This window comes from Bartonella sp. AC70YNML (assembly GCF_042196545.1).
Classification (GTDB): Bacteria; Pseudomonadota; Alphaproteobacteria; order Rhizobiales; family Rhizobiaceae; genus Bartonella.
The window spans coordinates 183440-199371 of sequence record NZ_JBHIQK010000002.1; the positions used below are offsets into that span (position 1 = coordinate 183440).

13 protein-coding genes are annotated in these 15932 nt (G+C 36.2%); 5 read left to right on the top strand and 8 right to left on the bottom strand.

Features of this window, described 5'->3' with window-relative positions; genetic code table 11:
• Positions 1 to 1222: 1222 nt before the first annotated feature.
• Both ACFIMU_RS02910 and infC read right to left on the bottom strand, forming a co-directional pair.
• A complete protein-coding gene (locus ACFIMU_RS02910) occupies positions 1223 to 2989 on the bottom strand; it encodes an ABC transporter ATP-binding protein (RefSeq protein ID WP_375606133.1) in 1767 nt (588 codons plus the stop codon).
• A gap of 600 nt (positions 2990 to 3589) precedes the next feature.
• Complete coding sequence (infC, locus tag ACFIMU_RS02915; RefSeq protein WP_026500140.1) at positions 3590 to 4108, bottom strand: translation initiation factor IF-3; 519 nt, start codon at positions 4106 to 4108, stop codon at positions 3590 to 3592.
• A gap of 196 nt (positions 4109 to 4304) precedes the next feature.
• Here infC and ACFIMU_RS02920 point away from each other — a divergent pair, with 196 nt between their 5' ends.
• From ACFIMU_RS02920 to dapE, 3 genes are all read left to right on the top strand, one after another.
• Positions 4305 to 5084 carry an alpha/beta hydrolase gene (locus ACFIMU_RS02920; RefSeq protein WP_375606134.1) on the top strand — a complete coding sequence of 260 codons (780 nt, stop codon included), beginning with the start codon at positions 4305 to 4307 and terminating at the stop codon, positions 5082 to 5084.
• A gap of 38 nt (positions 5085 to 5122) precedes the next feature.
• A complete protein-coding gene (locus tag ACFIMU_RS02925) occupies positions 5123 to 5869 on the top strand; it encodes a M48 family metallopeptidase (protein ID WP_375606135.1) in 747 nt (248 codons plus the stop codon).
• Between the two features lie 226 nt (positions 5870 to 6095).
• The gene (gene dapE / locus ACFIMU_RS02930; RefSeq protein ID WP_375606136.1) at positions 6096 to 7268 is read left to right on the top strand and encodes a succinyl-diaminopimelate desuccinylase; all 1173 of its coding nucleotides are present in this window, start codon (positions 6096 to 6098) and stop codon (positions 7266 to 7268) included.
• A 1854-nt stretch (positions 7269 to 9122) separates the two neighbouring features.
• Here dapE and hemW read toward each other — a convergent pair.
• Together hemW and rdgB are read right to left on the bottom strand one after the other, a co-directional pair.
• Positions 9123 to 10322 (bottom strand): radical SAM family heme chaperone HemW, encoded by a 1200-nt coding sequence (gene hemW / locus ACFIMU_RS02935; RefSeq protein WP_375607934.1) that lies wholly within the window; start codon positions 10320 to 10322, stop codon positions 9123 to 9125.
• Positions 10319 to 10966: an RdgB/HAM1 family non-canonical purine NTP pyrophosphatase gene (gene rdgB / locus ACFIMU_RS02940; RefSeq protein WP_375607935.1), complete on the bottom strand. Its 648-nt coding sequence runs from the start codon at positions 10964 to 10966 to the stop codon at positions 10319 to 10321. Before rdgB ends, hemW begins: the two co-directional genes overlap by 4 nt.
• A gap of 514 nt (positions 10967 to 11480) precedes the next feature.
• Between rdgB and hrcA the strand changes: the two genes are divergently transcribed.
• Together hrcA and grpE are read left to right on the top strand one after the other, a co-directional pair.
• Positions 11481 to 12551 carry a heat-inducible transcriptional repressor HrcA gene (gene hrcA / locus ACFIMU_RS02945; RefSeq protein WP_375606139.1) on the top strand — a complete coding sequence of 357 codons (1071 nt, stop codon included), beginning with the start codon at positions 11481 to 11483 and terminating at the stop codon, positions 12549 to 12551.
• Positions 12552 to 12675: 124 nt separating this feature from the next.
• The gene (gene grpE / locus ACFIMU_RS02950) at positions 12676 to 13338 is read left to right on the top strand and encodes a nucleotide exchange factor GrpE (protein ID WP_375606140.1); all 663 of its coding nucleotides are present in this window, start codon (positions 12676 to 12678) and stop codon (positions 13336 to 13338) included.
• A 106-nt stretch (positions 13339 to 13444) separates the two neighbouring features.
• On the opposite strand, the gene thpR is transcribed toward grpE, so the two are convergent.
• The 4 genes from thpR to ACFIMU_RS02970 all read right to left on the bottom strand — a co-directional run bounded on the left by thpR (position 13445) and on the right by ACFIMU_RS02970 (position 15919).
• Positions 13445 to 13984: an RNA 2',3'-cyclic phosphodiesterase gene (gene thpR, locus ACFIMU_RS02955; protein ID WP_375610011.1), complete on the bottom strand. Its 540-nt coding sequence runs from the start codon at positions 13982 to 13984 to the stop codon at positions 13445 to 13447.
• A gap of 624 nt (positions 13985 to 14608) precedes the next feature.
• A complete protein-coding gene (locus ACFIMU_RS02960; RefSeq protein ID WP_012754483.1) occupies positions 14609 to 14902 on the bottom strand; it encodes an HPr family phosphocarrier protein in 294 nt (97 codons plus the stop codon).
• Between the two features lie 17 nt (positions 14903 to 14919).
• The gene (locus ACFIMU_RS02965) at positions 14920 to 15318 is read right to left on the bottom strand and encodes a PTS sugar transporter subunit IIA (RefSeq protein WP_375606142.1); all 399 of its coding nucleotides are present in this window, start codon (positions 15316 to 15318) and stop codon (positions 14920 to 14922) included.
• A 136-nt stretch (positions 15319 to 15454) separates the two neighbouring features.
• Entirely contained in the window at positions 15455 to 15919 is a 465-nt protein-coding gene (locus tag ACFIMU_RS02970) for an HPr kinase/phosphatase C-terminal domain-containing protein (protein WP_375606143.1), read from the bottom strand.
• Positions 15920 to 15932 lie beyond the last annotated feature (13 nt).

Below are 15932 nucleotides of genomic sequence, written 5' to 3' on the forward strand. Positions count from 1 at the left end.
TACTACCGTTATTAATAAAGGTATAAGTATTTATTAAAGATATAAGCCGGCATTATTATCTATTTTTTAGCTTGTCATGTTGACGATAACCTTTGCACTTGAAAGCATAGAGGTATTTTTATTGCTGATCTTAAGAGTTTTTATAAACACGCTAATGTCTCTTATGGCGCACAACAAGTGCTTTGGATTGATTCATCCTCAATATAAAGAAGATTTGCAATAAGCAAATTACATCGTATTTTTTATTTGAGATGTAAAATAATAAATTATGATTATAAATAAGTGTTAAGATGTATGTTGACAGGTATTTTTGTAAAAATATTTATCAGAGTTATATGTCGTATTTTTCTATTTTAGCGATTAAAAGAAAGAGGAATGTCATTTTGCTTTTCATCTGTTTTTTTGCATATTGAATCATAGCCTTATATAAGCATTAACGTTGTGCATTTGTAAACTCTTCAAGCAGTTAAGGTATTAGAGGAATATCATTTTAGTTTCTAGATGTAGAAAAAACAGCAAAGCTTGCTTTAAAGCAAGCTACAACAGTAAAAAAAGTTTTATAAAATCCTCTCTTATTTTTCAATGTTTTTCTTACACGGAGTGTATCTATAATTTGCAGCACAATTTATAATTGTTAGCTTATTCTATTGTACTATAAAAGACCGACATTTGAGGTGAGGTGATATAAGATATGTAATTTTGACACAGTATTCTGAAAACACGTGGTAAATATTTTAGGGTAAGCCTTGTATAAGTGAATCACATAAGTTGTTATCAAGCGGAATGAACTCAATAAAAATCTAGATTGTTACAGATCAGATTGGGTAGAATCTTTGTCCTTTAAAATGTGTAGAGAAAAAAATTATCAGTGCAGGGATAAACACGGATAAAGGTTGTATTAATCCAGATTCCTCCTCCGTAACAATTTTTTCAAATCTTGATGCTCTCTTTTTCAGGGATTCACAACACTTATGAATGTTTCAACACTTATTTGAGGAAGGGAAGGGGTTTTTGAAGTTTCGTGGTTAAAGTCAATTGCATTCAACAAAATAGCGAGTAAAGGTTTCATTTAAATCCAAGAAGTTTATTTTCAATAAACCATAAATTCTTTGCCAATTCTTGATTGAAGTAATGCTTTTTCTTGATAACAAGTCTTTTTTTATAAATGAAGCATTACCTTCTATCCATTTTTTATTTCAAATCTTATTTAAGGATCTAGAAATTAGGGGGTATGTTTTTTGAACTGGATATTATGAAGTTTTTTATAAAACCCATGTTCTTTTGCGAGCAATTCTTTTTGAGTACCTTGTTCAATTAGTTGTCCATTTTGTATGACCACAATTTTATGAGCACGGGCAATTGTTGAAAGGCGATGAGCAATGATAATCGTTGTGCGTCCTTTGGTAAGGTGATGAATAGCTTCATTAATTTGCGCTTCGGTGTGTGAATCGAGCGCACTCGTTGCTTCATCAAGAATCAGAATTTCACTATCGTGAATCATTGCTCTAGCGATAGAAAGTCGTTGTTTTTGCCCCCCTGAAAGATTACAGCCATTATCACCTATCTGTGTATCATAACCATTTGGCAAACGCATAATAAAGTCATGAGCATTTGCTGCTTTTGCTGCTTCGATAATTTCGTCATCACTAGCCCCTTCTTTTCCAAGTCCGATATTATATTTAACAGTTCCTTGAAAGAGAAAAGTATCCTGTCCTACATAGGCCATCAGGTTTCTCAGAGAGCGAAATGTTGTGTAGCGGATGTCTTGATCATTAATTAATATGCGTCCTTTTGTGGGATCATAGAGTCGCATAATAAGGTTAATAAAGGTAGACTTTCCCGAACCTGATGGTCCCACCAATGCTGTCATTTTTCCAGCTTCTATTTCTAGGTTTATGTCTTTCAATACCATTTTGTTCTCAGTGTATGCAAAAGAAACGTGTTCGAAGCGAATAGCTCCTTGCGTTTTATTCAGATCTTTAGCTTCTTTATGTTCTATAACTGTAAGAGGATGGTCGAGTATTTCAAACATCGTACGGATATTGACCAATCCAGATTCAATTTTAACACGTACATTTGCTAGTCTTTTTGCGGGTTCATAAGCTAAAAGTAAAGCAACAATAAAGGACATAAATTCACCTTGAACACCTGCGCGTTGGGTTGCAAGGTAACCGGAAAAACAGATAATACCAGCAATGGCAACACCTGTGAGCGTTTCCATAATCGGATTGGTAATAGCTTCGAGTGTTGCAATATTATTTGTTTGTTTTTCAACATCACAAATGGCTTTGTCCATTCTTTTCTTCATGACTTCTTCTAGTGAAAAAGCCTTAATGACTCGAATACCAACAGCAGTTTCCTGTACGATTTTTATAATTTCACCAAGTGAAAGGAGCTCTTTTTCCATAAGGCGGCGAACGCGTTTTAAAGCCATTCGAACGCCTAAAAAAGCTAGTGGTCCTACGATTAAAGTAATGGCAACTAATATAAAGTTTTGAATAAACATGACAAGCAACAAACCACTAACGGAAAGCAAATCACGTACAAAAGTTGTGATAATAGTATCAATGATATTACGTACAGCTGTAGCATTGTGGGTTACGCGAACAAGAAGATCAGATGAAGTGTTATTATGATAAAAAGAAACTCCTTGTTCCATAAGTCGGGCAAAAATTTTGCGTTGTTGTTCAGCAATGATACTATTGCCTGCTTTGTTTAGAAAATAAGTTTGGGAAAAAGTTGCAACTCCTTTGAGAATAAAGATAAAAGCAATGATGCTAGAAATCAAAACGATCATAGGAAAATTTTGCGCATCAATAATCTGATTAACAACATCACGCATCATCCATGCACTAGTTGCAGTTGTACCAGAAATGATGATCATTGAGAAAATAGCTGCACTGTACCAACGCGCATGTTTGTGAAAATTTTCTCGCAAAAGACGGATAATAAGATGTTTATCAAAAGAGGAAATTTGTTTTTTGTCCATAAAGTGCTTCTATATTTTCTTGTTGTTTTATGCAAGATTGAAGCACTCTTAGATTAAAAAAATCCATAAATCTTTTGTACAAAAATAGCCTTTTCTTTCAAGGTTCATCCATCAATTTCACGACGGTGAGAGTGAAGAATATAGTGCAAGGTTTCTGTGAAAAGTATAACGAAAATTTGTTGTTTATTACTATCTTTAGTTAAATAAAAAGTACGGGCGAGTCTCATCATTATTATTTACTAATTTCCATATTGTAATAGCCTTTGGCACTTCAAATGGTTCACAAAAGGCATTTCTGCTTTTTTTAATAATTTTATGTATGCATTATCTCTGTTTGTGATGTGCAAGCAGAATTATTTTGTCGGATTCATATAGAAAGAACTTGAAATAATAAGACCTTACGATGTTTGAGCTTTTTCATTTAATATGCAAAATAACGAATTCTTTTTATAAATCAATCAAGCACTGTTAAACTGTTAAAAGGATTTATACACATTTATAAAACCTTAAAAGCACCACAAAAACTCTATGTGGTGCTTCTAAATAACACTATACACATCATTTTGATGAGTTGCATGCGAATATTATTCCAATGCAAAACTATTTAGGTGCTATCACCATCATCATTTGCCTGCCTTCAAGCTTTGGCTCCAATTCGATTTTGGCAATTTCACTTGTATCTTCTTTCACACGCTGAAGAAGCTTTAATCCAAGATCTTGGTGAGCCATCTCACGACCACGAAAACGCAAAGTAATCTTTACTTTATCACCATGATCAATAAAGCGATGAACAGCCTTGAGTTTGACTCCATAATCATGGACATCAACATTTGGGCGCATCTTAATCTCTTTGATTTCGATGACTTTTTGCTTTTTACGTGTTTCAGCAGCTTTTTTTTGGGTTTGATATTTTAATTTTCCCAAATCGATGATTTTACATACAGGTGGCTCCGCATTTGGTACAATTTCAACCAAATCAAGTCCCGCATCTGCAGCCATAGCAAGAGCTTCTTGTATCGCAACAACTCCCTGATGTTGTCCCTCATCATTGATAAGCTGAACATGAGGTACCCGAATATCCTGATTTGAACGTGGTCCGTCTTTTTGGGTAGGTGTCATTTTAAACGGTTTACGAATGGTTTATGCTCCTTAAATTTTGATTCAACTACAGTTAATTTAATATACAATTATGCACCTAAAAACAACAATAATTCGTATCTTTTTCATTATTTGATTTATTACTTTTTGGAATGATTTAGATTATAAAAGTTTTTCTCTTAATTTAAAGAAATTGTTTTATGGAGGATAAAGAATCATGGATCAAAATATTCCTTGTCAGTTTTTTTCGTTTGAGAACACCGCACTTGCGGTACGCTATCGCAAGGGGCGCCAATCTCCAGGTTTGGTTTGGCTTCCTGGCTATCAATCCGATATGTTGGGAAGTAAGGCAACGTTAGTTGATCAGTTTGCTCAGAAGAATGATTTGTCTTGTTTACGTTTTGATTATTCTGGACATGGAGAATCTGAAGGTGATTTTTTTCAAGGAACAATTTCGCGTTGGGTTAAGGAAAGTTTAGCGATTTTTGAAACCTATTGTGAGGGTCCACAAATTTTGATTGGTTCCTCTATGGGTGGGTGGATTGCGCTAAGGCTTGCTATGATGCTAGCACAGAAAAATAAGAAGCTTGCTGGCATGATATTGATTGCTCCAGCGCCTGATTTTACACAAACATTGGTGGAACCAAAATTAGGCCCAGAAGAATGGAAGGTTTTGGAAGAAAAAGGCTATATTGAACGACCTGCAGTTGATGATATAGAGCCAATGCCCTTTACAAAAACATTGATTGAAGATGGACGCGAAAATTGTGTTATGAAAGGATGCATTGATGTTGGGTGTCCTGTCCATATTCTACAAGGGATGGAAGATGAAGATATTCCCTATCATCATACATTGACTTTACTTGATCATTTACCTCTCCATGATGTAACATTGACACTTGTTCGTGATGCAGATCATCGCTTTTCTCGTCCACAAGATTTAGATTGCCTTGAAACAGTATTGAGATCTTTTATTAATCAGATTAATGCAAAATAAGGGGTATATTTATTTATTAATGATGAAGATAAAAATATATGAGCATTTCTAAACAGCATTTTATTTTTTCTGATCGCTCTGTACCTGTACGGGTGCGGGAAAATAAGTATGCGCGCCGTCTTACCTTACGTATCGATGCCAGAAATCAGGAGATTTGTGTAACAACACCACCAGCGATAAATCTCTATGCGGTTGAAAATTTTATTGAAAAACATCGGTCTTGGATTGAGGCACGTCTTGCTCGTGTACAAGTCTCTCCTGAAAATGCTTATCTCAAAGAGGGGGCGACAATACCTTTATTGGGCGTTTCTCATACCATAAAGCATAGAAAGGGACGTGGAGTAACAGAAATTGTTACAGCAGATGCGGAGCAAGGGCCTGAAATTATTGTTTATGGTCAATTAGAATATCTTCCAAGACGCATTGCTGACGTTTTAAAAAAACAAGCGGCGCTTATTATAACGCCTTTGGTGGCACTTTATGCTCATCAGGTAGAACGTAAAGTCAAATCCATTTGTTATAAAGATACGAGAAGTCGTTGGGGCTCTTGTTCAATCGATAAGCGTCTTTCTTTTTCTTGGCGCCTTATTATGGCACCAAAAGAAGTTGTTGAGTATGTTGTTGCCCATGAAGTTGCTCATCTTGTTGAAATGAATCACGGACCAAGATTTTGGGCTCTTTGTGAAGAGCTATGTCCTGATAGTAAAACATATCGAGCTTGGTTGAAAGAAAATGCTCCTAGACTGCATGCAATTAATTTTGATTCATATAAATTAGAGGCGTAAAAAACTTTCAAATGAAGGCAATATTTAACGGAACTTTTTGTTGAGTGTTTTGTTGAGTGTGTGCTTGCTCATGCATCATAATGAGGAAGCCATTGAAGCTCTCAGCACGATTGTTCTCCCCTGCTTGGTTTGCTGAGTGTCTTCAATGTTTTTGCTTTATCTTTTTTGTAATTCAGCGTAATAACTCTAAGTTCCGATGACTTATAAAAAAATGGGAAGGGACCTTATGTCTGTTCTTACAGATCCACTTCAGCTATTACAGGCACTTATTCGTTGTCCTTCTGTTACACCTCATGAAGCAGGGGCTTTATCAACTTTGGAACAATTTTTGAAAAAAATGGGATTTCACGTCGATCGCCCTATTTTTACGGATAAAAATACAGATAATGTTGAAAATCTTTATGCAAAAATGGGAAGTGAAGGACCCCATCTTATGTTTGCGGGTCATACGGATGTCGTACCGCCAGGCGCATTGGAAGATTGGACTTATCCACCTTTTGAAGCTGTTATAGATCAGGGGAAATTATATGGGCGGGGTGCTGTTGATATGAAGGGTGGTATCGCTTGTTTTATTGCGGCTCTAGCGCGAGTTCTTGAGAAACAGTCCATTAAAGGAAGGGTAAGCCTTTTAATTACAGGTGATGAAGAAGGACCTGCCGTTAATGGTACGGTAAAACTTCTCAAATGGGCAGAAAAAAAAGGCGAAAAATGGACTGCGGCTCTTGTGGGAGAACCAACAAGTGTAAAGACTGTTGGTGATATTATCAAAATTGGTCGTCGCGGATCGATTTCTGGTATCATTATCGTGAAAGGTCGCCAAGGCCATGTTGCTTTTCCAGAACGGGCTGCCAATCCCTTGCCTTTGGCAAGTAAGCTGATTCAAGTATTGACACAAACAGCTTTAGATAAAGGGACAGAGAATTTTCAACCGAGTAATTTAGAACTAACAACCATCGATACCGGTAACTTAGCAGTCAATGTTATTCCAGCGCAGACAACGGTTCGTTTTAATATACGCTACAATGATCTTTGGACAAAAGAAACACTGATGGAGGAAATTGAAAAGCGCCTTGCTTTGGTGCAAGCAAAAAACAATAGTGATCAATATCCCTCTTATCAGCTTGAATGGATTCCAAGTTTAGGGGATGTTTTTTTGACTAAAAATGATAAACTCATTCAAACTGTATCTAATGCGATTAAATGTGTAACAGGGAGTATACCAGAATGTTCTACTTCTGGTGGTACTTCAGATGCGCGATTTATTAAGGACTATTGCCCAGTGGTTGAGTTTGGCTTACCAGGGCAAACGATGCATATGGTAGATGAGTGTGTATCTCTTGAAGCCGTGGAAACGCTCACTGCTATTTATGAGCGTTTTATTGTTGATTTTTTTGCATAAAGAAATAATTGTTGGTTCAAAAATACCTTTGTCTTGTTGTGCCATAAGATAAGGTGTGGTGATACGAGACTCGTAAAACTTAATATATTAAGTAGTCTTAGAGTAAGTGATGAATATTCTTAAGTTGGGATTCTTGCCTGTAGAGTCTTTAGTTAAGTGAATTACATAATTGAAAAGCCAAAAGAGACCTGTTTGAAGAAGCAGAACTGTTTAGACCATATTGGATTGAAAATATTCGTTCTTTAAAGTGTAGAAAGGAAGTCACACGCAATCATATATGGAAAACAATGAATATTATATCATCATTGTGTGATGACAGATTGGAGCCATAAAGACACACAAAAACATGCTGCTATTGTAAAAAGTTCGTACAACGTAAATGCATTCATTCATACCACATGTCTTATATGATTTCTGCATGTTCATAAAATGCTTTCCTTGTTTCAATGAACTTCTTTTAAAATAAAGCCTATAGAAATACGCTTCAAGTTTATTTTATCCATATATTTTGCCATACTCTTTGTTACTCCAAAGAACCTTTATTGTAGAAAAAATCATTATGAGATAGAAAGTAAGCTTATCCAATCAGCTTTAATATTTTTTATGATAAAGATATATAGAAATTCTTCTGTAGCATCACATTGACTTTTTTAGCCAAGGATTGTCCTATATTATTATTTTCAATTAGTTATAAAATAACCTTAAAGGACGTGTATAGATAGCCATAAGCATGTACACATACAAGTAAGGTGATATGCAACGAATACCATTTTGCTCGCCAACGAAGCAATGCCGATTCATATTTAGTATATTTGTGATTTTATAGCATTGTATGTTTAATAAAATTCGTGATTTTGCTGTTACCTTATAAATCAATACCAAGCACACAACGGCATGTCTCAAATATTGGTTCACAATTTTCTTTGTTACAACAGTTTTTATATGTCAGGGTGAGGTAAAATGTTGCATGTATATCTGTTTTTGTAATCTCTTAAGATACATCACATTGATTTATAAGAATAATTCATTGTTTTGCATGTTGGGTAAGAGCCCTAATATTCGAGGATTCTTTCATTTCAAACCTGTTTATCTTAAATCAAGAGAAATCATTTGCTTGCACATAACAAGCGGGGATGAGTGTGTGGGTAAAAACTATAGAATAAAGGAATACAAATGTCTCTTATGAACCGTCTCAAGTGCCAAGGGCCGTCGCAACACCCACGAGCTGGTAAAGTTATGTGCTGGTGCTCGGCTTTGCTTCTTCACAAGCAGACATAGAGTCTCATTGAGGGAGGATATAAAAGCATAAAGGTAAAAATAAATGTACCTTTTTACTATCCTTTTTCATGCGATTTTACAGTTTTCAAAAGGATCTAGAGTAAATAATAGAGATTGTTTCATGCTTATGTCTTTGGTTCTTTAATAGTGCCACGATCTCATAAAGAACAAAAATCATCGTGTTATATATTCATGTGCTTGTTTTAAAGAAATATCTCTCAGTTTTTATCATATTCATGCTACAATGGTTCTTATGAATATGTAATATAGAGTTTTCCGTGAAGTGTATAAAGTCTATAGTATTGCATCATCTTTGCGCTTATGAAAAAAGCTAGACCACTATACACTTTCCAGCTCAAAATATTGCGATAGCTTTCATTTGAGAGTGTTCATAAAAGGTATTGCCTCTTTTTTATAGTTTTTATCCACATTCCCTATTTTTAAGGTGTAAGCGAATGGTTGTAATTAATTGACTATAAACAGATTTAAAATAAGGGAATCTTACAATATTTTAGTCTCGCTTTTGCTATGAAAAATGATAATTATGATTAAAATAAGTATGTTGTTATAAAAACTTTAGTTTGCGAGTTGGCTGATGATGTGATCAAGAACAATACGTCCTTTGGTTGTTGCTTTTAAGCGTTGGTTATCCACCATTTCTATCAATTCTTGGTGTTGTAAATCGATCAGTTTTTCCATTGGGATACGTTTAGGGCTTAAGGTTTCATAGCGTATAAGTTCTAAGCCTTCGCAAAGGCGTAATCCCATAAGGAGCATTTCATTTGCCTGTTGTTCAGTGGTTAAATGTTCCGTTTCAATACAGCCATGTCCTGTTGTTTCTACCAAATTAAGCCACTGTTCGGGATGTTTTTCATTTATTGTGACATAACGTTCACGGTTTTTAAGGTGTGATAATGATGTTTTTGAACAGAAAGAGGAATGATTCGGTGCGTGCTCAATGAAACGTCCATGTGCTCCTGGACCAAAGCCTGCATATTGGTGATAACGCCAATAAAGAAGATTGTGTGCTGATTCGGCACCGGGCATTGCATGGTTTGAGATTTCATAGGCAGGAAGTCCATGCAGTGCGGTTATTTCTTGAGTAAGATGGTACAGATCTGCTGCTAGCTCTGATGGGGGAAGGATAAGTCTTCCTGCATCATGAAGCCGTTTAAAGGCAGTTCCTTCTTCGATTGTCAATTGATAAAGAGAAAGATGGTCTGCTGCTAAATCAATTGCTTGTACAAGTTCAGATTTCCATTCTTCAAGAGTTTGTTCAGGGCGGGCATAAATGAGATCAAAGGATAAACGTGGAAAAATTTGTCGCGCTAAAGTAATGGCACAAAGAGCTTGTTCCACATTATGGAGTCGGCCAAGTTTGCGCAATGCTTTATCATTGAGCGCTTGTATTCCTAGAGATAAGCGATTAACACCTGCCGTACGGTATCCACGAAAGCGCTCTGCTTCCACACTGGATGGATTAGCTTCTAATGTAATTTCAACTTTATCATCGACTACCCATTTTTTTGCAAGTGCTTGCAATAGGGCGTCGACAGTTTGCGGCTCCATAAGAGAAGGGGTTCCTCCACCAATAAAAATACTTGTAATATGGCGTGGGCCTATTTTGTGGTATTGCGTTTCTATTTCGCGCTTAAAGGCGGTGACAAAACGTGGTTGATCAACACCATGGATGCGAACATGCGAATTAAAGTCACAATAAGGACATTTAGCTGCACAAAAGGGCCAATGAATGTAAATGCCAAAAGGTTCATTCATGAGAATGCTAAAAGGTTTTCTGCCAAAAGTTTGAAAGCACGTGCGCGATGTGAAAGAGGGGGAATATCATTACATTTCCAGTTGTGTTTTTGCTCTGTTGACATTTCTCCAAAGGTATTTTCATATCCATCGGGTAAAAAAATAGGATCAAAACCAAAGCCTTTGTCTCCCCGTGGAGGCCAAATGAACGTTCCTTCAACGCATCCGCGGAAGTAATCTGCATGAGCATCAGGCCATGCAATGCAAATTACGGATATAAAACGGCATTTCCGTTGGTTTTTTTCTCGTGCTCCGACTTTTTGGAGTTCATTTTCTATTTTTTTCATAGCTTTTGGAAAATTACGTGTACCATCGGCTTGAATTGCCCAATCAGCGGTATAAACGCCTGGCGCACCCTCCAATGCATCTACCTCTAAGCCTGAATCATCAGAGAGGGCAGGAAGTCCTGTCTTTTTTGCTGCTGAAAAAGCTTTAATATAAGCATTTTCTTCAAATGTTTTTCCTGTTTCTTTTGGTTCTGGCAAGCCCATTTCTTTTGCCGATTGTATTATTAAACCGAAAGGCGTAATTAAAGTAGTGATTTCATGCAATTTTCCGGTGTTATGTGTAGCAATGACAAGTTTTTTATCTGCTATGCTTCTCATATAGATTTCTCCAAAAATGAAAGGGGAATTATTTTTGTGCTAAAAACCGGCTTAAATGCTCATACACACACATTCTGCTTGATTTTACATGATATGATTATTTTACATGTTTTATGATATTTTGTTCCAATAAAATTTTTTATCTTGTACGAAGATAACCTTGCAAAGATAGGAAAGACATGTCTTTTTTATGATAGCATTTTTATGGTAAATTTCCAATTTTCTGCTTGCTCTAAAGGGTAAAATTTTCTACTTACAGCGGTTTTTAATCAATCTAGATTCTTTTGACAAGTCCCTACAGCAGACCACTTTACAGATCAACTCTTATCTTAAATATTTCTCACACACTCTAACAAAAAATATTTCCTGCGTAATTTATCAAGCATCACTCTGAAAGGTAGCATTTTACAGCTCAATAGGATAATATGTTTTTATACTACTTTAGACTATTTGACCAAACCTTGGCAAAACTTATATAAGAGATGAGGATTTTAAAAATAGTGAAACAATTGTGATGAAACACAAAACTATTGGTAATGAACTAAAATATCTTGATGAGCGTTCGCGTGATATTTTTCGCCATATTGTTGAAGCTTATCTTAATGATGGGGAACCTGTAGGGTCACGTAATCTTTCGCGGCTTTTGCAACAGACATTATCACCTGCAACGATTCGTAACGTGATGAGTGATCTTGAACATCTCGGTTTGATTTATGCACCACATGTTTCTGCGGGTCGAATGCCAACACAATCAGGTTTACGCTTTTTTGTTGATGCATTTATGGAAGCGGGTGATTTGCCAAACGAAGAGCGAGAAAATATTGAAATGCAAGTCAAAGAGGCTGGTCATGCACAATCGGTTGAACATTTTCTTGTTCAAGCAAGCCGAGTTCTTTCAGATCTATCACGTGGGGCAGGGCTTGTTTTAGCAACGAAACAAGAAGGAACATTGAAACATATTGAATTTGTGCGCCTTGATAGGGAGAACGCTCTTGCCGTTTTGGTGACTCAACAAGGTGAAGTTGAAAATCGTATTGTTCATTTACCAGAAGGGGTTACTCATGCACAATTGACGGAAGCAACGAATTTTCTCAATGCCCATATCCAAGGGCGCACACTAAGTGAAGCTAAAGGGGAAATTGCCCGCTTATGTGCAGAAACACGGGCTGCACTTGATGATTTATCGCATCATCTTGTTGAAACGGGATTAGCTCTTTGGGGAGGAGAAGATGCTGATCATAAAATACACCTCATTGTTCGCGGGCGTAGCAATTTGCTTGAAGATGTAAAAGCAGAAGAAGATTTAGAACGGTTGCGCCATTTGTTTGATGATCTTGAAACGCGTGAGAGTATGGCACAGCTTCTCGATTTAACGGATGAAGGTTCTGGGGTTAGAATTTTTATTGGTTCAGAAAATAAGTTATTTTCACTTTCTGGTTCTTCTTTAGTTGTAGCACCTTATCGTGATTCACAACAAAGAGTCATTGGTGCTTTAGGTGTTATTGGTCCTACACGGCTTAATTATGCAAGGATCGTGCCCATGGTTGATTATACAGCTCAACTTGTGTCACAGTTATTGCGTTAAAACGGTGCAAGTAAGTATTTGTACTATAAAAGCTCATTGTATTATATACATCGATACCCCTTGATTTTTGTCTGTAGAATTTCGATATCGAGAATAACGAATCTTATGAAGGAATAAAATTTTTATGTCTGATGAAAAAAACAAATTTACTGACGCTTCATTTGAAAATTGTGATTTAAAAAATCCAGCTGATCGTAATACACTTAAACAGGCAGCCGATGAATTTTTAAAAACACATAAAACAGAGGAACACGAAGTCGTTGAAACAGAAAGCAATGAGGTTAGTGATCTTTTAGCGTCTTTGCAGGATGAAAATAAAGAATTGAAAGATCAACTTTTACGTCTTGTTGCAGATATGGAAAATCTTCGACGCCGTACTATGCGAGATGTGGCGGATGCAAAGGCTTATTCCATTGCTAATTTTGCAAGGGATATGTTATCGGTTTCTGACAATCTCAATCGTGCTTTGGAAGCGATTCCAGAAGGTGCACGGGAGAGTGATGCTGGTTTGAAATCATTAGCAGAAGGCGTTGAAATGACTGAACGTGCCATGATGGCAGCATTAGAACGTCATGGGGTGCAAAAAATTCATCCAGAGGGGCAAAAATTTGATCCTCACTTTCATCAAGCGATGTTTGAAATTCCCAATGCTGATGTTCCAGATAATACTGTTCAACAAGTGGTTCAGGCAGGTTATATTATCGGGGAAAGGGTGCTACGTCCAGCTATAGTAGGTGTAGCTAAAGGAGGAGCAAAAGAAGCTTCTGTTGAAGCTGATTCGGCTTAAAACACATCAATAATAAATCTCCAACATAAAATGCAGTATTCCCTGCAATTACATATATATGAAGTCTTTTTTTAAAGGGTTTTTAAAGGGTGTTTATAACACCCTTTTATCTTTGAAGCGCCCAACTTCCTTTTACAATATAGGGAGTCTTATTTAAGGGAGAGGCCGATAACAATAAAACAAAATGATCAACCTCAAAAGGAGGGAGCGAAAAATCATCTCGAGAAGATAGATAAGAAGAAAGATCTTTAAGATTAATATCAAATATTCGTGCAAGAGTGATATGCGGAATAAATAGTCTTTCATCAGGCTTTAACTCTAATTTATTCCGGATATATTGCATCTTTTCATGTAAAAGAGTAAGCTTTTCACAAGGTTCAATGCGAACCACAAGAGAATGGGGAGCATTTTCTGAACTAAAAACTTCAAAACCCTTTATCTGTAGCGTAAAAGAAGGAAGTTCTATAGTGTTAAAGGTATGCATAATTTCATCTTCTAGGGAGCTTTCAACTTCGCCAAAAAAAGATAAGGTTACATGAAAATTTTGCGGATTGATCCATTGCGCTTTTGGTAAGCCATTTTGCAATGATATGAGGGCTTTTGTTGTTTGTTGAGGAATCTGAAGAGCACTAAATAGACGATCCATGATATTATCTCCTTATAATGAAAGATGTTATCCCAAGCGCAATATAGATAATAAGGGCGGGGCACGTACCACAGAAAACAAGGCAATAGTATAGAAAAAGAATGTCTAAAGAATTCTTACTATAATTATGAGCTTACAAAGCTTATTCGTTTTAAGAAAATGGTTATGACATTGATAAGAATTGCATTTTCATGATCTGTATCACAATGATGTGCAATGGAAGATTACTTGTGTATTATAAAAGCTACAAAGTGAGCAGAAAATAAGAAAGTTGATAGATTTTTGATGTGCGAAATTATTTTGACATTTATCTTTAGCCTAAAATAAAGCATATTCTAATACAAAGGTGAAGAGTTCTCTTTTCTGTAAAGGTCTAATTATATGATTAAGTTGGGGAATAGCCATAATACGCAAAACTATTCAAATGGGCCAAATAATGTTAGGAAAAGGAAAAAATTATTGCATAACAAAATAACTATAAGCTTTTACATTTATGATAATTATACCAATCTATAATGGATATGAATATTGGTATAAAAGCGGGAAGAGAAATTAAAATTCAAAATAATGATGGAAAGTTCCTATTTTCTAAGAATTATCATCCTTGTTTATGATGAAAAAGCACTAGTTTTCCTCTCCAAAGTTGTTATTGATGAGCTTTTCAAGAGCATTAAGAGCATCTGTTGCTTCTGGTCCTGAAACACGAATGGTAAGGTTGCAACCGGATGAAGCCGCTAGCATCATAAGTCCCATAATTGATGATCCGCCAACAATTTTTCCGTCCTTTTCAACTTCAACAGTAACATTAAAATTGTCAACAGTTTGTACAAATTTTGCAGAGGCACGTGCATGCAACCCACGTTTATTACAGATATTGAAATGACGACTTATACATGGGAGGGTATCTTTGGAAAACATTGGTATTTTATTATCCGCTATAAAATTATACTTGGTACATTAATATATTTACGCCCTGCTTCTTGTGCTATTCTTAACGCGTCTGATAATGAAATATCAGGACATTTGCGAATAGAAATCAGTTTAATAAGCATGGGCAAATTAACACCCGCAATCATTTCAACGCGTCCTTTTTCAATAGCAGGAATAGCTATATTTGATGGTGTTCCACCGAACACATCTGTTAATATGATGACGCCATGATCCGTATCTGTATCGGTTACTGCGGCTATAATATCACCTCGGCGCTGATCTATATCGTCATCGGGATAAACGCATATTGTTGCGAACTTTTCTTGTACTCCAACAACATGTTCCACGGCATGTAAAAATTCGACAGCCAGCTCACCGTGCGTTACAAGCACGAGTCCAATCATTTACGCAAACTCCTGTTAACTAATAAGACCCGACCATAGTTGGTGGGAAAGACATTGTACAAGGCTTTATCTTGCTGCCAAGAAAAATTTGCAAAAAAAAGGCAAAAATTGTGATTTTTTTATCTTTAGAAAAAAATTAGACAGATTTTTGCCATATTCTTCTAAACAAAAATGCTTCAATAGCTTGACAAATGGCTGTACAATCGGCTTCACGAAGAGAGGGAAGTTTTAAAAGAGGAATGTGCAAATTTTCAAATTGAAAAGTTTTATTTGTGGAAAAACGTTCATACTTCGGACCGAGAAAAATAACACAATCGATAGTTGTGTGCTTTTCAAATTCTATCATATAAAGACCAACGCCACGAATCTCGATGCCGCCCTCTAAATTATCAGGAGTGTATCCGTGAAGCTTTCCATTTTCCGCACGCAACATTGTATAATCATCACTGATAAGCTTCGCTTCACGTTTTGACCATTCAGCGCGGTCAAGCAAAGAAAGGGTGATGGTTGATTTTCCTGATCCAGATGGACCTATAATTAACAGCCCCTTGCCGCCTAGTTGCAGGCAATTTGCGTGGAGTATTTCACATTTTGTTTTCATGTCTTTTACTTTG